This is a genomic window from Microbacterium sp. LCT-H2, from assembly GCF_001866135.1.
Taxonomy (GTDB): Bacteria; Actinomycetota; Actinomycetes; order Actinomycetales; family Microbacteriaceae; genus Microbacterium.
The window spans coordinates 1-18,894 of record NZ_MODW01000010.1 but is presented as its reverse complement, the minus strand read 5'-3'; the positions used below and the strand labels follow the sequence as shown (position 1 = coordinate 18,894).

The window sequence follows — 18,894 nt, the reverse complement described above, 5'->3', positions numbered from 1 at the left end:
CCAGGCGGCCTATATGACACAGAGGGCCGCGATCGGCGTGGCCCGGTTCAGGAGGCATCCGATGGCGACTCGACTTGCTCGCCCTCCGGTCCGTCCGTCGTCGGCGCCGGTCGCTCCGCTGGGGGTGCTGCCGCGTCGGCAGGTGACGGGGGTCATTCCCGCGCTGATCGTGCTGGCGGCCGCCGTGGTGTTGACCGGGGTGAACATGCAGGCCCGCTTCACTGACGCGATCGCGTGGGTGTGGGTTGCGGCTGTGGTGATCGCGACCGCATCGATCGTGACCGGCATCCGCACCTACCAGAAGCAGAGCCGCCTCGATCCGGGCATCGAGGCGGTGCTGCCATTGCTGGGGGCGCAGCGTCCCTCGCGTGACCTGGTCCGTGCGGTGAAGTGGACTCGCGGTTGGGTCGGCGTTCCTCGCAAGGTGACGATCCGATACGCCTCCCACGTCGACGACCGTGATGTGCGTTTCGTCGACCAGATCGTCACGTCGTTCTCGCGTCGCATCGGCGAGGAGTATCGAGTGCTCAAGCACGTTCCGCGCCGCTGCCTCCTCGTGCTCGAGCTCGCGCCGCCGACCACGCCCGTCTCTCGCGAGCAGCAGCGTGCCGAGCAGGTGGCGAAGCTGCTGCTGGGGGAGAGCGCCAAGGTCGAGGTCACCACAGATCCCGACTCCAACGACGTTCGCAAGATGAAGGTCAAGCACGACATGGGGCCGCGGCTGGCGATCCCGGCGCGACGGATGCATATCGAGAAGGTGATCTCCTCGATGCTGCCGGGGCGGTGGCGGGCGCACTGGGATCTCGAGGGCGATGAGGTCACCTTCGAGATCCGCCCCCCGATGCCCGACATGGTGCTGCACGAGCCGGCGCCGTCGACGAAGCAGCTGACGCACGCCGAGTACAAGGCGTTCAAGATCCCGATCGGCGTCGACGAGGACGGGTCGGTGCAGACGTGGCAGCCCTCGGTTTCTCCGCACATGCTCGTCATCGGTGGAACGGGCTCTGGCAAGACGTCGTTCCAGCACACGGTGCTCACCCACCTGGCGCAGGCCCGCTGGCGGGTGTGGGTGCTGGACGGGAAGCGGATCGAGTTCGCGGGGTTCCGCACCTGGCCGAACGTCGAGCTCGTCGCGGCCCGTGTCGAGCACCAGGTGCGGATGCTGCACGCAGCGCACGAGCTCATGGAGCAGCGGTACACGCAACTCGAACAGGGCACCGCCCGCCTCGAGGACTTCGAGCCGCTCGCACTGATCATCGACGAGTACGCGACGTTCAAGGCTCGCGTGCAGCGCTGGTACAAGACGGTGAAGCCGAAGGGTGCGCCCACTCAGGCGCCGGTGCTCGAGCTCCTGTCGGACCTCGCCCGTCTGGCCCGAAGCGCGAAGATCCACATACTGCTGGGCATCCAGCGCCCCGATGTCGAGTTCCTCGGCGGCGAGATGCGCGACAACTTCGGAGCCCGCCTCTCCCTCGGCCGGCTCTCCCCGCAGGGCGCGATGATGATGTGGGACTCCCCGGCGATCGGCGTCGCGCTGCCTCGCAACAAGCGCGGCCGCGGCGTCACCCTCAGCGCCGAGTCTCTCCCGGTGGAAGTGCAGACCTTCTACACGCCCGACCCGGCCAAGCTCGACGAGTCCGATACGCAGGAATGGGAGCATCTGCGCACCCTCATGCCGCTCGAGACGGATCACCCCCGCAAGACGATCGCCGAACCGAGTTCACTCGTTGACGGCGACGAGGAGATCCCGCCGACCTACAACGACTGGGCGACCACCCGGATCACCTTGTTCGACGGCATTGAGCCGCCGGCGGTCGAGATCCCCGCGGCGCTGCCCAGCAACGTCGTCGCGCTCGGCGCCCGCAAGGCCGGCAAGGTCCGGTTCGAGCCCGAGCCGGTCGACGTCGACGACGACGATCCGGCCGCGGCCGCGGACGACGACGACGGCTACGGGGAGATCTCCGAGGGCCTGGCCGGCGATCTCGCAGTCGGCGACCTGGTGCTGTCCGACTCCACCCTCGGTGTCTGGGTCGTCGTGGAGTCGGTGGAGCCGGACATCGTCGACGAGGACGCGATGGCGATCGAATACCGCGAGCTCGACTCCGGCGACGAGGGCCTGATGACCGTGTCGGACAACGAAGTGCTCACCTACCGGCGCCCCACCGCCGCGTGAACGAAAGGAGCAACCATGCAGACCACCCAGAACCGAGCCGAGCTCGCACACGAGCAGGCCTTCGCGTTCGCCCTCGCCCAGGGGTCGGGGCGCGAGCGGGCGGAGGAGTTCGCCGGTGAGTACGTCAACGTGCTCGAGGACCGTGCCGGCGAGATCCGCTACCCAGACGCGCCGGCGCCTACCCCGGAGGAGGTGTGGATCTCATGACGCAGTCGGCTGCCGAGAACGAGGACGACCTGCTGACGCTGATGTTCATGCTGTGCGGAGGTATGGCCACCGGCATGTTCTCGTTCGGGGTGCTGCTCAACCCGGTGCGCGACTGGATGGTGCAGTACCACCTGCTCGCTCAGGGCGCCGAGGTCGTCATCCCGTTCGTCGACGGCATCGGGTTCGGGTGGCCTCAGATCGTCGTGGTCGCCGGCCTGATCGTCGCCCTGGTGGCCACCGTCGTCTGGCTGCGTCGTCGCGCTCGCGAGCGTGTCTGAGCAGTCCCGCAAACGACGAGACCAAGAGAGGAGGATGAGTCACATGGCTGTCACGGTGTACACCAAGCCGTCGTGCGTCCAGTGCACGGCGACCTATCGCGCGCTGGATTCCAAGGGGATCGATTACGACGTTCTCGATCTGTCGGAAGACCCGGCCGCGCTCGAGCAGGTGAAGTCGCTGGGCTACCTGCAGGCGCCGGTCGTGATCACGGATCAGGATCACTGGTCCGGGTTCCGACCCGACAAGATCGACGAGCTCGCCAAACGGGCGATATTGCCATCCGATGCAACGCGCGAAGCGCGATCGCCCGCGCGGTAGAGCCTGAGCTCAAGAAGGATGTCGAGGGGGCCGGGGGTCTCTGCGCCACTCTTGATCACCCAGAGTACTTCATTTGCATCAATGTTGTATTGGATGCATCATGAGGATGTGCTTGAAGTTGATCCATCGTCTGCGCAGCGGCTCGTCTCCGCGCGGAATGTCATTCATCTTGACCCTGAGGGAGCCGTGCTCGACGGGATGTTGAATGGGTGGCGAGCCCAGCAGATTGCTCGCTTCTTGAAGGCTCCGACGATTGCGGCGAGAGAGCGGCTCGTGCGCCGGTTCGTGGACTTCACGGGTATGTACCCGTGGCAATGGACGCCGGCGGAGGCGGAGGCGTGGATCAGTGAGCTGCGCTCGGGCGTGAAGCCGTTGCGGCTATCGACGCTGCGTGGATACGAGATCGACATCAAGATGTTCTGCGAGTACATCACTGATCCTCGATATCCCTGGCTGTCCGAGTGTGAAGCGCGTTTTGGCGCTGCACCCAGACAGGTGTTCCATGAGGACAACTCGATTGTGCATGTCAGCGAGTACGAGGGCGATGCCGCGCGGCGACCGTTGACATTCGACGAAGTCCAGGCGCTGTTCGATGCGGCCGACGGGCTCGCCGCACGGATCCTGTCGCGACGGCGAAAGGGTGCGGTTCAGGCCGTGCGGGACGCCGCGCTTCTCAAGTGCGTCTATGCGTTCGGGTTGCGAAGACGTGAGGCGGTCATGCTTGATCTCGTGGATCTCCGCCGCAACGCGAAGCTGCCGCACCTAGACCGATTCGGTGCACTGTCGGTGCGCCATGGCAAAGCGAGCCGCGGGGGCCCGTCGAAGCGGCGCACGGTGCTCACCGTTCCGGAGATGGGCTGGATCGCGGAGACGCTGGCGCACTACCTCGATGAGGTTCGGCCGGCGTTGTCGTCATCGTCGAGTTCGTCGCCTGCTCTGTGGGTGACCGAACGGGGCACGAGGCTGAGCAGGCGTGCGGCGAACGAAGCGTTCTGTACAGCTCGTGATGCCGCGGGGATCGACTCTTCGTTGGATCTGCATTCGTTGCGGCACTCGTACGTGACGCACCTGGTGGAGTTCGACTACCCGGAGCGGTTCATTCAGGAGCAGGTGGGGCACTCGTTTTCCTCGACGACCGCGATCTACGTCGGCGTCTCTAACGAGTACCGGAACCGGCTGCTCACCCAAGCTATTCACACCCGCTACGGCGCCGACTTCGAGGAGGCAGCACGGTGAAAGAGATGGACTACGTCTGGCATCTGCGAGCGAAGATGGCGGAGCGTGGAATGTTCGCCACGACGGACCTGCAGCCGCTGCTCGCTGAGCGTGGTGTCGCGCTCTCCCGGGAGCAGACCTACCGGCTGGTGACGGGTCAGCCGCAGCGCCTGAGCATGGTTACGCTGATCGCGCTGTGCGACATCCTTGAGTGCACACCCAACGACCTCATCGAACCCCGCATCGTCGAGGCGTCCGCCAGGAAGGCTTCCGGGGAAGTCATCCCGCGGAAGAGCCGAGTATCTGCCCGCCGAACGACGATCAATCGGCCCGGGCATTCGAAATGACCGTGGTGCCGGAGCATCCTTGCTCCGAGTGCGGAAGCCGCGCCCCGCGGGTGAAACGACTCCCCGACGGTGGAGGGCTCTGCCGACCGTGCTACAACGTCAGCCGACGTATGGAGTGCTCGCGCTGTGGTCGCATCCGTGCGCCCAGCGCTCGAGCCGAGGACGGCGCACCACTCTGCGGGCACTGCGCGCGCCCTAAGCGGGCGTGTGCGGGATGCGGCCGTGTCGATCACGTCACCGCCATCGTGGACGGTCAGGATCTCTGCCAGCGCTGCTACTCCGCACCGGTCAGAGCGTGCGGACAATGCGGACGGGAGCGACGCGTCGCAACCCGCCACCAGAATGGCGTAGCAGATCTGTGCCACAGCTGCTACCGCACCCCCATCGCCGAGTGCGCCATCTGCGGTGAGAAGCGCGCGGTTCATACGACCTGGCCCCTCGGGTCTATATGCGGCGTGTGCTATCGACGCGAGCTCCGCCACCCCGACGGCTGCGGGTCTTGTGGGCAGGTGAAAGCGCTCATCGGTCGCGATGACCGAGGGGAGCGCGTTTGCGGGCCGTGTGCAGGGTCGACGCGCGACTACGTCTGTGCCACGTGTGGCGCCCCGGGTGAGCAGCACTTCGAGAACACCTGCATCCGCTGCTCCGTCGTTCGAGCCGCCGGCGACCTCCTCGCGTCCGCGACGGGGGTGATCCCCGGGCGTTTGGCCGGGCTCCCGGACGCGCTCGTTTATCGAGGTCGCGTGGACTCGACCATGAGATGGCTGCTCAAGCCCACCCCGAGAGCTCTGCTCCGAGCGATCGGGTCGGAAGAGTCGATCACGCATGCGCGCGTTGACGCGTGTCCGCCTGGGCAGGCGCGACATCATCTCCGTGCGCTCCTGGTCGACGTCGGCGTTCTCCCGGTACGAGATGAGCAGACTGAGCGGCTCGAAACATGGGTCGACGAGTACCTGATCCAGCTTCCTTCACACCATGCCGCCGAGATCACTCCCTATGCACAATGGAAGGTGCTGCGGACTGTGCGGCGGCGGGCAGGACGCCGCCGTACCACGGTCGGTGTCGCAGATTCCGCGCGTGAACGGATCCGCGCGGCCGCGCGACTCCTGCAGCACGTCGAGCAAGAAGGGGCGGGCTTCTCCGCGCTGACACAGGAGGTCCTAGACCGGTGGGTCGGCGGCAACGCAGCCCGCACCGGCGACATCGCACCGTTCATCTCGTGGCTCAGGTCCACCGGCCAGTATCCGGGACTCCGCGTCGAGCGCGGACAGCAGGCCAGGCCGAGCGAGGTCAGCGGGGAGGACGAGCATCACGCTCTGGTCCGCACGTTTATCGCCGGGTCGGACGACACGGTGAGCCTCGCGACCAGGGTTGCCGCGCTGCTCGTGCTCCTTTACGGAGCTCGAACCGACCGCATCCACCGGCTCACCACTGTCGACACCAGTACAGCCGGAGGACGAACGTATCTCGCGCTATCGACAGAACCCATCGAGATCCCGAACTCGGTCGCTCAACTCTTCGCGCAGCTCGTGAAAGAAGCTGAGCAGAATCCGGGGGCGACTCGGCGAGCCGGTGAGGGATCGTATCTATTCCCATCTCCCCGACGACACCACGAGCCGATCCATCCCACGACCCTCGGACGGTGGATAGCGCGGGCCGGGGTCAGCCCGCGGATCGCCCGGAACTACGCCATGCTCGCCCTCGCTAGCGACCTCCCCGCCGCTATCGTGGCCGTTCAGATGGGAATCACGCCGCAGACAGCGAGCCGATGGTCGCAGTTCTCGCAACGCGACAATTCCGAGTTCGTCGCCGCGAGAGCAGATTTCCTCCCCCGCTGAGGGCACATCGGAGTGGGTTCAGGCAGCCGCGGCCCGAGAACTCCAAGCCGAGTCAATTCCTTCCAGGACGCTAACAATCAGGGACGCAGTGCGGCGCTGGGTCAAGTGTCCAGGGGGTGTCTCGTCTCGACGTCCCGCATGCGTCCGGCTAGAAGCGCGACGATGGCGAGCAGCGTCGGCGCGACGCCGGCCACGATGAAGATGGCTGGTATCGGCACGATCAGCGATAGGGGCCCGGCGATGGCGATCGAGACGGGCATGAACGCGATGGAGACGAAGAAGTCGAGACTGGCGACACGGCCGATCATTTCGGGTGGCACGAGGCGTTGAAGCAGTGTGCCCCAGATCACCACGCCGGCTCCTGTGGCAGCTCCGACCGCGAACAGTGTGGCGAGCATCACTATTAGGTTGTTGGCGAGGCCGATGAGCACGAGCGGGAGGGTACCGCCGCCCCAGAGGCCGATCATCAGTGTCAGGTATCGCCGGGGCAGTTTGAGTGACGACACGATGAGCGATCCGATGGCGCCTCCGATTCCGTAGGCGGCGAGTAGTAGTCCGAACGTTGCTTCGGCGTCGTCGAATCGGTCGCGGGTGAGGAAGGGGAGAAGTACCTCGATTGGGCCCTGGATGATGAGCGCGAGGGATGATCCGAAGATCAGGGTCCATAGCAGCCAGCGGGTGCGGGCGACGTAGCGGACCCCGGCTTTGAGGTCGCCCCACACGCTCGTGCGTTGCTGCGACTGTTCCGGTTCGGTGGTTTCCTCCCGGCGGCTGAGGAACAGTGTGATGACGAACGCGACTGCGTAGGACGCGGCGACGATGACCGCTCCGATGGCGGGGAAGAACGCCCCGACGATGATCCCTCCGAGGGCGGGTCCGAGGCCCTGCCCCATCGAGGGCCGGAGAGCCCCTTCGAGCCCGTTTGCGGCGAGCAGTTGTTCGGGCGGTAGTACTTGGGGGAGGTAGGCGCTGTAGGCCGGGTAGAAGAACGCACTACCCGCGCCCATGGCGAACGAGGCGAGCCCGACATGCCACAACTCGATCGCGCCCGTGAGGGACAGCACCGCGACGGCGGCCATGACCGCCGCGGTGAGTCCCTGCACGGTGATGATGATCCGCCGCTTCGAGAAGCGATCGGCTACCACCCCGCCGAGGACCGAGAAAGCGAAGAGGCCGAGGCTGAGCCCGGTAGCGACGGCTGACAGGGCAAGGGGGCTGTCGTCGAGTGCGAGCACCTGAAACACCATGACGATGGTCCACATGCCGGTGCCGAAGACTTCGATACCGACGGCCGCGAACAGCAGCCGGTAGTCGCGGGTAGCGAGAGGGCGCAGCGCCCGCAGCCGGTCGGGAGTCTCGCGGGTCATACGAGCGCCTCGCTTTCGGTCGTAGCTTCCAGTTGCAGTGCCGGCCAGCCTTCGACGTCGCGGAGAAGCTGCCGGTCGTGGGTGGATACGACAACAGCCGCTTGGGTGGCGTTGAGCGCGTCGGTCAGTTCGTCGACGAGCGCGATCGATAGGTGGTTGGTCGGTTCGTCGAGCAAGAGCACGTGCGGCTTGGTGGCGAGCACCAGGGCCAGCTCGAGGCGCCGTTGCTGGCCCATCGACAGCTCACCTATCCGCTTGCTCGATTCGCGGGCGCGCAGGAGCCCGAGCTGCGAGAGACCGACTGCCTCACGCGATGGAACGAGCGCGTCGACGTGGGCTGCGTAGAACTCGCTCGCGCGACGATCCAGCGGCAGCTCCGACTCTTGGCGCAGAAAAGCGAGCCGCACGTTCTGCGGGCGACGAACGGTGCCGGTGTCCGGGCGGAGGTCTCCCGCTGCGACGCTCAGCAGTGTGGACTTGCCGGCCCCGTTGGGTCCGGTCACTACGAGACGCCCGCGGTGTGACAGAGAGAACGCCGCCGGGCGCGTAAGCCTGCCGGTCACGGTCACGTCCTCCACGCTCAACAGCACCGCTCCGGTTCGGGTCGCAAGCTCCGGGAAGCGAAACACTTGCGGCGGCTCGGGAACAGTCACCGCGTGCGCTTCGAGTTGCTCCTGCCGGCGATGCACGCTCTGCACGAGCCCGCCCGCGCGCGTGGCCCGTCCGTGCTTGTTGGTTCCCTTCTCTGGTCGCCACCCCGAGACGAGTCGGTTCTGCGCCGAGCTGAGACTGTCCTGCAGCCGCGCGAGCTCGGTCTGCTGTCGCTCGAGTTCGTGCTCCCACCGTTCGCGCTCGGCGCGCCGGCCCTCGCGGTAGCCGGCATAACCGTTGCCGTACACGCGCACCCGGTCATCCGGGGTCGGGTCGAGGTCCACGATCGTCTCCGCGACGTCGGAGAGCAGCGCGCGATCATGGGTGACGACGACCACGCCGCCGTTTCGCGACCGCAGTTGCGTGGTCAGAAACTCGAGGCCGCTTCGATCGAGGTGATTTGTGGGTTCGTCGAGGAGCAGGAAATCGTCGTCGGCGCCGAGCAAGCACGCCAGACGGACTCGATAGCGCTGCCCGACGGAGAGGTCGTCCAGGCGCCGGGATGGCTCCGTTTCGGCGTCGAGTGCTTCCAACGCGATCTGCACCCGCCGTTCGGCATCCCACGCATCGAGGACTTCGGCGTGTTCCAATGCGGCGGCGTATCGTTCTTCGGCGCCGGGGACGCCTGCGGCGAGTGACACCGCGGCCGAATCGAGGGCCGCAACGGCGGCGAGCGGCTGCGCGATCGCTTCCGCGACCGCCTGGCCCACTGTGCGGTTGCCGCCGGTCGGCATCTCTTGTTCGGCTATGCCGACCGTCCCGAGTCGCTGCACTACTCCGCTGTCCGGGGTGAGAGCGCCGCTGAGGACGTGCAGGAGCGTCGACTTCCCCCGGCCGTTCTCGCCCACGATCGCTACTCGCGAGGTGGCCGTGACCGTGAGGTCGACGTGGCTGAGGACGGGGGTGGCTCCGCGCGTTACGGAGACGTCGGAGGCGATGAGCTGCGCGCGATGGCGCGCTGGTAGAGGGGTGTTGAGGGAGAGCATTCGTATCCTTCGGAAACGACGCACCGCACGGCTATGAAGCGTGCGAGGGTGCGCAAGGTGACGGCGACCCGTGCAGGGTCGAGAACGAGCGGCCGCCGCAGGCTCGGATGACTCAACGAGCGCGGTAGGCCTTACTCAGCCGTCACAGGAAGTACAAATGCACATTCCGAGTGTATCGAACGACGTGATCAGAGCAACCACCGAAGAGACTCCGCCTGGAGTTTGTGGCTCTCGTCAGCGGGACGCGCCTGCCCGGAGATCTCCGCAACAGAGGAGAGGTACAAGCCCACCACACTCGGCGGACGACGATCTGCTAGCTGTCGCTCAAAGGCATGAGCGGATCGACGCGTGCTTGCGAATAGCGCAACCCTCAATATTGACTCTCCGCCGGTCGCACGTCTGGTGTGAGCGATCGAGCGAATGAGGGGCGTCCCGAACGGGGCGCCCCTCATTCGCGTCCAGGCTGCTGGCGGGTGGCATAGACGCGCAGCACCGCGTCGCGCAGATGGGTGTTGCGCTCGAGCGATCGCCGCAGCGCCTCCACTTCCGCGGGTCGAGGTTCGGGTCCGGCGCGCACGACGCCGGCAGAGATCGCCCATCGTGCGAGCTCGTCGAGTTCGACGTCGACGATTGCGGTGGCGATCGCCTGCTGCGTCCAGGTGACCTTGTAGGCCGGCATGGTGGCCTCAGCTGCTGCGGAAGAAGTCGATCACACAGATCGCGAGCACCCAGAGCAGCGCGATCGCCGCAGCGGTCAGCAGGATCTTGCCGACGTGCGGGGCGAGGAGGATGCCGAGCCACCCGGCGCCGGCTGCGAGGCAGATTGTGAGTAGACCGACGATCATCCGGCGCAGCCGGGTGAGGGTGGCGTCCCCGGGTGTGGTGGGGTTTTCGGCAGGGCTCGCGGTGTCGTAGACGCTGGTGAGCCATCGTGCGATGGTCAGTGAGTACCGATCAAAGTCACTCACAGGAAGACACAAACGCACGATGGCTCTAGACCAGTCTGCCCTCCTCGAGCTTCTCGGGGAACTGCAGTCCACCGATGTCAGCGACCGGATCCGGCTCGCGACGCAGAAGCTCTACCAGGAACTGATCGACGCGGAAGCGACCGCGTTCATCGGCGCTGCTCCGTATGAGCGCGCCGAGGGACGTGTCGCGGTCCGCAACGGGTCGCGTCCTCGGACGCTGACCACCACGGCCGGGGATCTGGATCTGCGGATCCCGAAGCTGAGGTCGGGGTCGTTCTTCCCGTCGCTGCTGGAGCGGCGTCGCCGGGTCGATCAGGCCCTGTTCGCGGTCGTGATGGAGGCCTACGTCCACGGCGTGTCCACCCGTAAGGTCGATGACCTCGTCAAGGCCCTCGGCGCGGACACCGGGATCTCCAAGTCGGAGGTGTCCCGCATCTGCCAGGACCTCGACGAGGACGTCGCCGCATTCCGGGAGCGCCCGCTCGGGGAGCAGGCCTACCCGTATGTGTTCGTCGACGCGACCTACTGCAAGGCCCGAATCGGGCGGCAGGTCGTCTCCCAGGCGATCGTCGTCGCGATCGGCGTCGCCGCTGACGGCACCCGGCAGGTCCTCGGCTTCGACGTCGGCGACACGGAGTCCGAGCCGTTCTGGACGGCGTTCTTCCGGTCGTTGAAGGCGCGCGGCCTCGGCGGGGTTCGGCTGGTGATCTCCGACGCGCACTCCGGGTTGGTCTCCGCGATCCAGGTCGCGTTCCAGGGCGCGTCTTGGCAGCGTTGCCGGGTTCATTTCATGCGCAACGTCCTGGCGAAGGTCCCCAAGGTCGCCGCCCCCATGGTCGCCTCGATCATCCGCACTGTGTTCGTCCCGCGCGGCAAGGCCAGCCTCGTCAAGGCTCAGTTCGGCGAGGTCGTCCGCATGCTCGAGAAGTCCCACCCGGTCGTCGCGGAGATGCTCGAAGACGCCCGCGACGATCTGCTCGCGTTCACCGCGTTCCCGTCTGCGCACTGGCAGCAGATCTGGTCCACGAACCCGTTGGAGCGGCTGAACAAGGAGATCAAGCGTCGCACCGACGTCGTCGGCACGTTCCCGAACCCCGCCGCGCTGCTGCGCCTGGCCGGGCACGTCCTCATCGAGCAGCACGACGAATGGGACAGCGCCGACCGCCGCTACTTCAGCGACACCTCCATGACCCTGCTCAACCACATCGACAAGGAGGACACCGTCCCCGAACTCATCGCGGCATAATCAGAGCAGCTGACCTCGCCGGTGCTGAGAAACTCCACCACTCAAAGGGACGCCACCCCGGGTGAGGATCTCTTCGGGGATCTCCGTGTGCTTACGCGGGGTCGCCAGGGTCATCGTTCACCCGCGTCCAGGGTCTTCGCGGCCGCCGACACGGTCAGTGTCGCCCGGAACCCGATCTCGCGCGTCCACTCGTCGACGGCTCGGCTCAGGCCGACGTACTCCACCACGCCGGGCTCCTGCGGTGATACCTCGCGGGGGTGGAAGTACAGCCGAGCCGCGATGCTCTGCTCGAGGCGGCTCAGCTGCCGGTTCGCCTCGGAGTCGTCCCACCCGGGGTGGTGGCACGAGACCTCCTCCATGTACAGCCGGCTGCGCTCGATCTGCAGGATCTGCTCGATGTCGATTCGGTCGCCCATGAGCTCCGCGACAGGTCGCCACTCGTAGCGGGGCGCCGGCAATGTGCACCGGTTCGCGTAGCTGATGCTGGCGTAGTTCTCGTCCCACAGCTGCTGCCCGAGGCGATCGGTGTCAGCGAGGACGGCGGCAGGGGAGCGGCCGGGGGTGACGATGGGCACCCGTGCGGGCGACTGGGTGATGTCGGTGCTGCTGATCAGGATCGCGGTGACCAACAGGTCGACGACGTCCTGGGGGACGGGGAGCGCGCGCATGGCAACTACCTCCAACTCTGAGTTGTGTATCTGACATGCACAACAGTAACGCGGCGTGCGTCAGCCGTCAAGAGCGCTCGGGGTTCGAGACAATGAGGCGTATGACCACGTTCGATCGGGCCACGGCAGGCGACGAGGGCGACTTGAGCCCGGCGGAGCTCGCTGATGTCTGCGAGGCGCTCGTCGCTGCGTGGCACGAGGATTCATCCCGGTCACGGCAGGGCGCGGCTGCAGCCTCCGCGTCAGACCTCGACGCCCAATCCATCCGCGCGGCGTTCTCGCAGAATCTCCCGGACAACCTCGAGTACGCACACGGCCAGATGGCCGGTCAGATGGTCAACGCGATCGTGCTGCAGCTGCAGTCGGTGGTGACACTGCTGCGCGGCGAACCGATGATCCCGCTCGGTTTGTGGCCACTCGTCCGGTCCGAGATCGAGCACGCCGGCCGGGTCGCCTGGTTACTCGAGCCCTTCCCCGGTGATGATGTCGGTCGTCTGCGCGTCGCGCGCGGCATGCTCGAGCACCTGGCCGCGATTCAGCGGCAGCGGTTCACGGCGGGCAAGTGGAACAGGCCTCGAGCGAAGCAGTTCAAGGAGAAGCGCGACGAGCTCCTCGCGCGCATCAGGTTGTTGTTCGACGACGTCGACACGCCGCTCGACAAGCCAGAGAAGATCGACCAGTGGAGGATCGGCGACGAGAAGATGCTGCCGCTGGGGCAGTCGGTGAGCCTCTTCCTCGAGCACCTGAGCAACGGTGCAGCGCTGTACGACATCTTCTCCGACAACTCGCACCCATCGGTGATCTCGCTCGCGTTCCAGTCCTCTGTTGCCGTCGTGGACGGCGTCACGTCGACGACCTTTCCGGCGATCCCCCGAGTCGTCAACTTCCAGGTGAAGCTGGGGTGCCTCACCGCCTACAAGTCGGCGCAGATGATCCTCGGATACTCCGGGTTCCCGGACGACTCGCTCAAGCGGTGGGCGGCCGATGCTCCGACCCGCTGGTTCGCGAGCTAGTCACCTGCGCGCAGGCAAAGAGAAAGGGCACCCGTCCGGAGCCAACTCAGATGCGGATTGTCAGATACACAACTGGGAGGGCGGCACCACTGCGAACAGAGGATGCTCTACGGACGGGTGCCCAGGCCTCGATATTACCGGGTGGGTGCCGAGGGGATCAGGCGGAGATCGCCAGGGCGGTGTCGGCGGGTTGCAGTGCGAGGATGCGTTGCGCCTTGGCCTCTTCGATCTCCCGCGGGAGCTCGCCCTTGCGTGCGCCGGAGCGGCCGTAGAGGAGGATCTTCACACCGGTCTTGGACACGTTCGCTTTCTCCGCGATGCCCAGGACGGTCATGCCGCAGGCCATCAGCTGGCGGACGTGCTCACGGACGGGCTCAGCGGGGACGCGAGGTGCCTGCTCGGTGATGCCGGCTTCACGGCGTCGGCGTCGCTCCTCGGCCAGGGAGGCGTCTGCGCAGGAGATCTCTGCCGGGCATGTCTCGCGATCCTTGCACCCCAGCTGGTATCCGTAGGCGGTGCCGTGGTGCTCGAGCGGGATGCCTTCGGCTCGACGTCGACGCATCCAGAGTCGGTGATACTCGCGGCCGGCCTCGATGCACTCCGGGCGATCGCAGCCGCGTGCACGGCAGGCATTGGTTCCGTGAGGCTGTAGCTGGCGCGGGGCACGACGGGGACGCGGAGCGCGCGGCTTGGTGGGCGCTGCCGGGCGCTCCTGGTCGATGCTCGCCAGGGCCTCGGTGGCCGCCCGGTGCTGATCGGTCGCGGTGTTCAATGCGTTCTCGATCGCGCCATTGACGGACAGGCCGGCGCGGGATGCGATGGTGGCGGTCTTGAGTGCCGCCGCGGCTGCGGTCAGCTGCTCGCGAGCGATCGCGCGTCGCTGCCGCCACTGCTCGAGCTCGGCGACGTGCCGATCGAGCTCGCTGCGGTACTGGGCGAGATCGTCGCGGCGCCGGGGCTGCAGGTCCGTCGGCAGCTGGGCGATCGCCTCGGTGGCCTGAGCGAGCCACTTGTACCCGGGGTGGGGGCGCTGCGGCGGCGCTGGCGGAGTGCGGCGCTGGCCCGTAGGCGTGGCGGCCTGCGGTGAGGCCTTGACTGCCGCACGCGATCGTGGCCGTGCGACCTTCGGGTGCGCAGCTGCGCGTCGCTCCTCGCGGGCGGCGATCTTGTCGCGCTGGCGGATGCCTTCTTTCGCGGCTGCGTCCCGCTCGAGGATCTCGGGCAGGGGCACGCCGGCGTCGATGAGCTTGGCGAAGGCGAAGTCCCCGCAGTAGCGAGTGTGTACGTCCCGGCAGGGGAGGGCAGCGGGGCATGCGATGGTGCGGCAGCCGAGGCGGTAGCCGTCCGGGGTTCCGTGGGGGAAGGTGTCGGTGAGGAGATCGAGGGTCGACATCGGTGGTGTCCTCTCAGTGCAGGTCGTGCTCGATGAGCAGGCCGAGGGCGTCGGCGATGGCGCGGAGCCGGTAGCCGCGGCGGCCGTTCTCGACGTGGCCGAAGATGTTGATGAACTCGAGCTCGTCGCTGGTGTCGTCGAGAAAGGCGATGGTGTGGATGTCTGCGGCGTCGAGGTACTGCCAGGCGTAGCGGTCTGCCGGGGTGTCGGTGCGCGACTGAATCCATCGGACGATGACCGCGCCGAGCGGCCCGTCTGCGTTGGCGCGTCGTGAGTGCGGTGCGTTGGGGACCATGGCGTCGACGCCCCGGGGGCCGGCGCCGCCGGGGAGCAGCTCGAAGCTGTCCAGGTCGAGGTCGGCGAAGAGGTCGGTGTAGTTGGTGCCGGTCTCGTCGGTGATGCGGATGCGGCGGAGGATGAAGCTCATGACGGTCTCTCTTGGGGCGGGTTATCGGGAGCTCGGGCAGCGGGTGAGTGCGAGATCCAGGGCGCTGCGGTCGGCTGCAGAGATCTCGAGGGCGTAGTCAGCAGCGACCTCGAGGTAACGGGTGGCGTAGGTGCAGGCGGCGTCGTCGCTGGCGGGCATCCACTGGCTTGGGGTGCTGTCGCCTTTGCTCTGGTTGGCCGTGGTGGCCTGCAAGTTGGCGGGGTCGTTGGCGAACTGCTTGCGCCGCTCGGCGGTCCATGAGTCGGCCCCCGATGACCAGGCGACAGCGAGGGGAATGATGTGGTCGATCTGCACCGGCTGGTAGCCCTCGCTGATTCGGGTGAAGGTGACCGTCTCGCCGGTGAGCGGGTCGTGCAGGATGCCGCTGAGCACGACGCAGTTGTGGGTGCCCGGCTTGTAGACGACGTCGACGAGATCGCGGCCGAGGATGTCGTTGCGGGTGTCGCAGCCGTTGCGGTCGACGTCGGCCCAGCGGGGGCCGAAGTGGTCACGGGAGTAGTCCGTCGCTGCGGTGGCATCCGGCGACGGCTGCGAGCTCGTCGACGTGGCGGAGGGGATCGGGACGGGGGATGCGCCGGCGTCGGCGCCGAGGGTGGGCAGCAGCAGCGCGGCGGCTGCTGCGACGGCGATGACGCTGGCTGCTGCGCCTGCGGTGCGGGTGAGCTTCATTCGGTGACCTCCCGGGGTCTCACTGCATATAGGCCGGTCTGCCGGCCGTTCGCGGACGGCGAGGTGGAGCGGCCACGAGCCGGGGCCAGTGCCGGCCGGCTCGCGGTCGCGTGTCACTCGGGGGAGTGCTCGCCGCGTCGACGAGATCTCCCCGACGACCTATGTTGTGTATCTGACATGCACAACACTAGCCAGGTGCGCGGGCGGCGTCAAGCCCCGATCGGAAGGCTCTGCAGGAGGAGATCTCGCGCGGCTTTGGGGTAGGGCGTCTGCTCGATCGCGATCAGCTGCTGGCGCCGCTGGCGAGCGGTGCCCAGCGCCCAGGCGTAGCGGTGGTTGCCGGGGTGGCGGATCTTCTGCGTCCCGATCTCCTCGAGCGCTGTGCGCAGCCAGCTGCGGGCGTCCTCGTGTGCTCGGCGGGCTCGCGCGCCGAGGGTCACCAGGTGGCGCTCTGCGGCTTCGCAGCCCTGCTCGCCGGTACGGATCTTCGAGAGGGTGCGTTCGGGGAGGACGAGCCCGGCGGAGGGAACGTAGTTGATCGTGCGGGCGGTGGAGCGGCCGAGGCTGACGGCGTTGGTGGCCTGATAGATCACCCCGACGTGGCCGGGGGTGGACGTCGGCGAGGCCGGCTGGGGCATCACGCGCTGAGCGTGCGGCGGATGCTGTCGACGACCGTGTCGTCGATGTCGACGAGGTCGCCCGAGGCGTCATCGAACCCGACGATCACGACGTCGCCGACGAGCGGGCGCTTCGCGATCGCGCTGGCGATGAGGTTCACCGGGAGGCGCTGGATCAGCCCCTCCTCGTTGGCGATGAGGTCGTGACGGTCGTCGAGGCTGACCGTCTCGATGTAGCCGCCCACTGCGCGCTGGTAGTCCTCGAGCTCGGCGAACGCCGCGATCGCGAGCTCGCCGGCCGTCGTGATCAGCAGCCCCTTGACGCCCGGCGCTTCGGTGGGCGCCGTGTAGGCGTGGTTGTGCGGGCAGTCCGCCGTGGTGGTGGCGACCGTGCAGGTCGTGCCGTCGCTGTGGGTGGCGATCCAGGCCGTGATGGTCATCGCATCCTCCATGGATGTTGTGTATCTGACATACATAACACTAACAGCCGGGGCCGACATCGGCAAGGGTCTGCTCGCGGCGGTAGGCGATCGACGGCGTGAGACGATGCCGCGGTGATCACGACCCAGCACATCGGCGCAGCGGGCGAGCTGCTCGTGCAGTACCGGCTCCTCAAGCTCGGCATCGACTCGGCGAGGATGACGACGGACTCGGGCATCGACCTGGTGGTCTACTCCCCGCTGCGCGCCGAGGCTGTCACCGTTCAGGTCAAGACCCAGACGGCCCCCTCTCCCTCGGGCGGTAAGGGGGCGCTGTCGGTCGGGTTCTACTTCCCGGATGATCTGCGCGCGGAGATCCTCGCGCTGGCGCTGCTGTCCACCGATCAGGTGTGGCTGTTCACTCGAGACGAGGCGCGTGAGCTCGCGCAGCAGCACAACGCGAAAGGCAACCGGCAGCTGTACTGGTACATGCAGCAGCGGCCGGCGCGAGGCGTCGGCCAGGCGCCGCTGCACGCCGGCGACGTCGAGCACCACCTGCTCGAGCGCCGCACGGCTGCTCTGTTTGGAGTGCCGGCGGCCACGCCGGCGCCGGCGGCCGATCAGGATCTCGCGTGAGCTCGCTCGCGCTGCCGGCCGCTTGGACGCGCGAGGGGCTGGAAGCTGCCGGCTTCGCCGGGTTCGTGACCTTCGCCGAGATCCCGACCGCTGACATCCCTCCGCGGCCTGGGATCTATGTCGTGCTGCGCGCTGCGTCGACGCCGCCGGCGATCCTCGAGGTCTCCGTCGCTCGCGCCGGGTCGGTGTACGCCGTCGACGACCTGCAGGGGCGCTGGATCACAGGCACGCCGGTCGTGTACATCGGCAAGGCCGACGCGAAGAGCGGCGGACTGCGCACGAGACTGCGGCAGTACGCCCGCCGCGGTTCCAGCCACAAGGGCGGCCGATCGATCTGGCAGCTGGCCGATTACGGCGACCTGCTGGTGGCGTGGGCGGAGACGCCCGGGCAGGTCGCGGAGGATGTCGAGATCGCCTACCGGGCCGCGTTCGCCGAGCAGTTTGGAGGGTGGCCGTTCGCGAACAGACGCCGCTGAGCGGCGCTGCCCCCCGGTACTCTGCGGCTATGCCGGATGCCATCAGCGGACGACTGCGCGGAGCGTTTCGAGATCTCGCGTCGTCGATCGTGCTCCGCGACATCGACCGGCTGTGGGAAGGCGAGGGATTCACCCACGGGTTCTATGACGAGGTCGGAGGCCAGCGGGTTTCGCTCTGGCGTGCGTATGAGGCCGGCGTGCGGTGGTCCGACGCTGATCACGTCCGCCGCGTGCTGAGGGTCTACGAGGTCGTCCTATCCGATCACGCGGACGCGGCAACGCAGGAGCGGCTGAAAGTGGCGCTGCAGCGCGATGGCTACCGTTACGGCGATGACCACCGGATCGTCCCGGCCGCGCCGGCGGCTGTGCCGTTGTCGGGTCTGTCGGCGCTGCGCAGTGCCGAGGGGATCGAAGAGGCGTTCAACAGGATCGCATTGCTGATTGACGGAGACCCCGCCGGGGTGGTGTCGGCGTCGAAGGAGTTGATTGAGGCGACCGCCAAGACGGTCCTGCAGGAGCTCGGCGTCGACTACACCGATCGCGAAGACTTCTCGGCACTTGTCCCTCGTGCTCAACAGTCGCTGGGGCTCGGTGCCGGCGGGGTCGACGGATCGGTCGACGGCGCGCCATCCATTCGCCGCATCCTGGGGGGCCTTGCCTCGATCGCGCAGGGAATTGACGAGCTCCGAAACGCCGAGGGCGGAGGGCACGGGCGTCCGAGGAGTACTCGGCTGGGCGCTCGTCACGCGCGGCTGGCGTTCAACGGTGCCCGCACCTGGTGCGAGATCGCGCTAGAGACGCTGTCTGATCCGGCTGCGCCGTGGCGATCGCGACCGTCCGGTGCCTAGTCAGCGTCGGTACGGGCCGCTGGTCGCGAGCAGTCCGAGCGGGGCAGCTGCGATCGGCGTGGGGCGGCTGAGCGGTGAGCGGGTGGACTGAGGGCTCTTCGGACATCCGGTG

The 18,894-nt window shown here is 67.4% G+C and carries 22 protein-coding genes; 12 read left to right on the top strand and 10 right to left on the bottom strand.

The features are described 5' to 3' along the window. Positions 1 to 61: 61 nt before the first annotated feature. From BK819_RS15860 to BK819_RS15830, 7 genes are all read left to right on the top strand, one after another. Positions 62 to 2,173: an FtsK/SpoIIIE domain-containing protein gene (locus tag BK819_RS15860; RefSeq protein WP_071329991.1), complete on the top strand. Its 2,112-nt coding sequence runs from the start codon at positions 62 to 64 to the stop codon at positions 2,171 to 2,173. Positions 2,174 to 2,188: 15 nt separating this feature from the next. Next, the gene (locus BK819_RS15855) at positions 2,189 to 2,380 is read left to right on the top strand and encodes a hypothetical protein (RefSeq protein WP_071329990.1); all 192 of its coding nucleotides are present in this window, start codon (positions 2,189 to 2,191) and stop codon (positions 2,378 to 2,380) included. After that, the gene (locus BK819_RS15850; protein ID WP_071329989.1) at positions 2,377 to 2,658 is read left to right on the top strand and encodes a hypothetical protein; all 282 of its coding nucleotides are present in this window, start codon (positions 2,377 to 2,379) and stop codon (positions 2,656 to 2,658) included. Before BK819_RS15855 ends, BK819_RS15850 begins: the two co-directional genes overlap by 4 nt. A 43-nt stretch (positions 2,659 to 2,701) precedes the next feature. Further along, the gene (gene nrdH, locus BK819_RS15845) at positions 2,702 to 2,977 is read left to right on the top strand and encodes a glutaredoxin-like protein NrdH (RefSeq protein ID WP_071329988.1); all 276 of its coding nucleotides are present in this window, start codon (positions 2,702 to 2,704) and stop codon (positions 2,975 to 2,977) included. A 93-nt stretch (positions 2,978 to 3,070) separates the two neighbouring features. Beyond that, entirely contained in the window at positions 3,071 to 4,213 is a 1,143-nt protein-coding gene (locus BK819_RS15840) for a tyrosine-type recombinase/integrase (RefSeq protein ID WP_071330019.1), read from the top strand. Positions 4,214 to 4,218: 5 nt separating this feature from the next. Continuing rightward, complete coding sequence (locus BK819_RS15835) at positions 4,219 to 4,539, top strand: helix-turn-helix transcriptional regulator (protein ID WP_071330018.1); 321 nt, start codon at positions 4,219 to 4,221, stop codon at positions 4,537 to 4,539. Between the two features lie 755 nt (positions 4,540 to 5,294). Beyond that, positions 5,295 to 6,377: a hypothetical protein gene (locus BK819_RS15830; protein ID WP_143049337.1), complete on the top strand. Its 1,083-nt coding sequence runs from the start codon at positions 5,295 to 5,297 to the stop codon at positions 6,375 to 6,377. A 101-nt stretch (positions 6,378 to 6,478) separates the two neighbouring features. On the opposite strand, the gene BK819_RS15825 is transcribed toward BK819_RS15830, so the two are convergent. From BK819_RS15825 to BK819_RS16650, 4 genes are all read right to left on the bottom strand, one after another. Next, complete coding sequence (locus BK819_RS15825; RefSeq protein WP_071329986.1) at positions 6,479 to 7,744, bottom strand: MFS transporter; 1,266 nt, start codon at positions 7,742 to 7,744, stop codon at positions 6,479 to 6,481. Beyond that, positions 7,741 to 9,381, bottom strand: coding sequence for an ABC-F family ATP-binding cassette domain-containing protein (locus tag BK819_RS15820; RefSeq protein ID WP_071329985.1), 1,641 nt, complete (start codon positions 9,379 to 9,381; stop codon positions 7,741 to 7,743). The genes BK819_RS15825 and BK819_RS15820 overlap by 4 nt, the downstream gene beginning before the upstream one ends. 448 nt (positions 9,382 to 9,829) lie before the next feature. Beyond that, positions 9,830 to 10,060 (bottom strand): hypothetical protein, encoded by a 231-nt coding sequence (locus BK819_RS15815; RefSeq protein ID WP_071329984.1) that lies wholly within the window; start codon positions 10,058 to 10,060, stop codon positions 9,830 to 9,832. A 7-nt stretch (positions 10,061 to 10,067) separates the two neighbouring features. Further along, positions 10,068 to 10,349 (bottom strand): hypothetical protein, encoded by a 282-nt coding sequence (locus BK819_RS16650; protein ID WP_143049336.1) that lies wholly within the window; start codon positions 10,347 to 10,349, stop codon positions 10,068 to 10,070. 19 nt (positions 10,350 to 10,368) lie between these two features. Here BK819_RS16650 and BK819_RS15810 point away from each other — a divergent pair, with 19 nt between their 5' ends. Further along, complete coding sequence (locus BK819_RS15810) at positions 10,369 to 11,595, top strand: IS256 family transposase (RefSeq protein WP_071329983.1); 1,227 nt, start codon at positions 10,369 to 10,371, stop codon at positions 11,593 to 11,595. Positions 11,596 to 11,705: 110 nt separating this feature from the next. Here the strand turns inward: BK819_RS15810 and BK819_RS15805 are convergent, their stop codons facing one another. Beyond that, a complete protein-coding gene (locus BK819_RS15805; RefSeq protein ID WP_071329982.1) occupies positions 11,706 to 12,263 on the bottom strand; it encodes a hypothetical protein in 558 nt (185 codons plus the stop codon). 101 nt (positions 12,264 to 12,364) lie between these two features. Here BK819_RS15805 and BK819_RS15800 point away from each other — a divergent pair, with 101 nt between their 5' ends. Next, a complete protein-coding gene (locus tag BK819_RS15800) occupies positions 12,365 to 13,276 on the top strand; it encodes a hypothetical protein (RefSeq protein ID WP_071329981.1) in 912 nt (303 codons plus the stop codon). 157 nt (positions 13,277 to 13,433) lie between these two features. On the opposite strand, the gene BK819_RS16645 is transcribed toward BK819_RS15800, so the two are convergent. The 5 genes from BK819_RS16645 to BK819_RS15775 all read right to left on the bottom strand — a co-directional run bounded on the left by BK819_RS16645 (position 13,434) and on the right by BK819_RS15775 (position 16,855). Further along, positions 13,434 to 14,669: a hypothetical protein gene (locus BK819_RS16645; protein ID WP_071329980.1), complete on the bottom strand. Its 1,236-nt coding sequence runs from the start codon at positions 14,667 to 14,669 to the stop codon at positions 13,434 to 13,436. A gap of 13 nt (positions 14,670 to 14,682) precedes the next feature. Further along, entirely contained in the window at positions 14,683 to 15,096 is a 414-nt protein-coding gene (locus BK819_RS15790; RefSeq protein ID WP_071329979.1) for a hypothetical protein, read from the bottom strand. 21 nt (positions 15,097 to 15,117) lie between these two features. Next, on the bottom strand, positions 15,118 to 15,786 hold the full coding sequence (locus BK819_RS15785; protein ID WP_071329978.1) for an HNH endonuclease family protein: 669 nt from the start codon (positions 15,784 to 15,786) through the stop codon (positions 15,118 to 15,120). A gap of 209 nt (positions 15,787 to 15,995) precedes the next feature. Next, positions 15,996 to 16,427, bottom strand: coding sequence for a hypothetical protein (locus tag BK819_RS15780; RefSeq protein WP_143049335.1), 432 nt, complete (start codon positions 16,425 to 16,427; stop codon positions 15,996 to 15,998). Beyond that, the gene (locus BK819_RS15775) at positions 16,424 to 16,855 is read right to left on the bottom strand and encodes a DUF3846 domain-containing protein (protein ID WP_177173856.1); all 432 of its coding nucleotides are present in this window, start codon (positions 16,853 to 16,855) and stop codon (positions 16,424 to 16,426) included. The genes BK819_RS15780 and BK819_RS15775 overlap by 4 nt, the downstream gene beginning before the upstream one ends. A 102-nt stretch (positions 16,856 to 16,957) precedes the next feature. Between BK819_RS15775 and BK819_RS15770 the strand changes: the two genes are divergently transcribed. The 3 genes from BK819_RS15770 to BK819_RS15760 are packed head-to-tail and all read left to right on the top strand — an operon-like array spanning position 16,958 to position 18,782. Beyond that, positions 16,958 to 17,458 carry a hypothetical protein gene (locus BK819_RS15770; RefSeq protein ID WP_071329975.1) on the top strand — a complete coding sequence of 167 codons (501 nt, stop codon included), beginning with the start codon at positions 16,958 to 16,960 and terminating at the stop codon, positions 17,456 to 17,458. Further along, positions 17,455 to 17,934 carry a hypothetical protein gene (locus BK819_RS15765; protein ID WP_218138572.1) on the top strand — a complete coding sequence of 160 codons (480 nt, stop codon included), beginning with the start codon at positions 17,455 to 17,457 and terminating at the stop codon, positions 17,932 to 17,934. The genes BK819_RS15770 and BK819_RS15765 overlap by 4 nt, the downstream gene beginning before the upstream one ends. A 29-nt stretch (positions 17,935 to 17,963) precedes the next feature. Continuing rightward, a complete protein-coding gene (locus tag BK819_RS15760; RefSeq protein WP_071330016.1) occupies positions 17,964 to 18,782 on the top strand; it encodes an abortive infection family protein in 819 nt (272 codons plus the stop codon). The last annotated feature ends 112 nt before the right edge of the window (positions 18,783 to 18,894 follow it).

Excerpts from the sequence above, each read along its gene's own strand:
- BK819_RS15860 (WP_071329991.1), top strand. The coding sequence starts at position 62 with ATGGCGACTCGACTTGCTCGCCCTCCGGTCCGTCCGTCGTCGGCGCCG.
- BK819_RS15855 (WP_071329990.1), top strand. The coding sequence starts at position 2,189 with ATGCAGACCACCCAGAACCGAGCCGAGCTCGCACACGAGCAGGCCTTC.
- BK819_RS15850 (WP_071329989.1), top strand. The coding sequence starts at position 2,377 with ATGACGCAGTCGGCTGCCGAGAACGAGGACGACCTGCTGACGCTGATG.
- nrdH (WP_071329988.1), top strand. The coding sequence starts at position 2,702 with ATGGCTGTCACGGTGTACACCAAGCCGTCGTGCGTCCAGTGCACGGCG.
- BK819_RS15840 (WP_071330019.1), top strand. The coding sequence starts at position 3,071 with ATGCATCATGAGGATGTGCTTGAAGTTGATCCATCGTCTGCGCAGCGG.
- BK819_RS15835 (WP_071330018.1), top strand. The coding sequence starts at position 4,219 with ATGGACTACGTCTGGCATCTGCGAGCGAAGATGGCGGAGCGTGGAATG.
- BK819_RS15830 (WP_143049337.1), top strand. The coding sequence starts at position 5,295 with ATGAGATGGCTGCTCAAGCCCACCCCGAGAGCTCTGCTCCGAGCGATC.
- BK819_RS15825 (WP_071329986.1), bottom strand. The coding sequence starts at position 7,744 with ATGACCCGCGAGACTCCCGACCGGCTGCGGGCGCTGCGCCCTCTCGCT.
- BK819_RS15820 (WP_071329985.1), bottom strand. The coding sequence starts at position 9,381 with ATGCTCTCCCTCAACACCCCTCTACCAGCGCGCCATCGCGCGCAGCTC.
- BK819_RS15815 (WP_071329984.1), bottom strand. The coding sequence starts at position 10,060 with ATGCCGGCCTACAAGGTCACCTGGACGCAGCAGGCGATCGCCACCGCA.
- BK819_RS15810 (WP_071329983.1), top strand. The coding sequence starts at position 10,369 with ATGGCTCTAGACCAGTCTGCCCTCCTCGAGCTTCTCGGGGAACTGCAG.
- BK819_RS15805 (WP_071329982.1), bottom strand. The coding sequence starts at position 12,263 with ATGCGCGCGCTCCCCGTCCCCCAGGACGTCGTCGACCTGTTGGTCACC.
- BK819_RS15800 (WP_071329981.1), top strand. The coding sequence starts at position 12,365 with ATGACCACGTTCGATCGGGCCACGGCAGGCGACGAGGGCGACTTGAGC.
- BK819_RS16645 (WP_071329980.1), bottom strand. The coding sequence starts at position 14,669 with ATGTCGACCCTCGATCTCCTCACCGACACCTTCCCCCACGGAACCCCG.
- BK819_RS15790 (WP_071329979.1), bottom strand. The coding sequence starts at position 15,096 with ATGAGCTTCATCCTCCGCCGCATCCGCATCACCGACGAGACCGGCACC.
- BK819_RS15785 (WP_071329978.1), bottom strand. The coding sequence starts at position 15,786 with ATGAAGCTCACCCGCACCGCAGGCGCAGCAGCCAGCGTCATCGCCGTC.
- BK819_RS15775 (WP_177173856.1), bottom strand. The coding sequence starts at position 16,855 with ATGGAGGATGCGATGACCATCACGGCCTGGATCGCCACCCACAGCGAC.
- BK819_RS15760 (WP_071330016.1), top strand. The coding sequence starts at position 17,964 with ATGCCGGATGCCATCAGCGGACGACTGCGCGGAGCGTTTCGAGATCTC.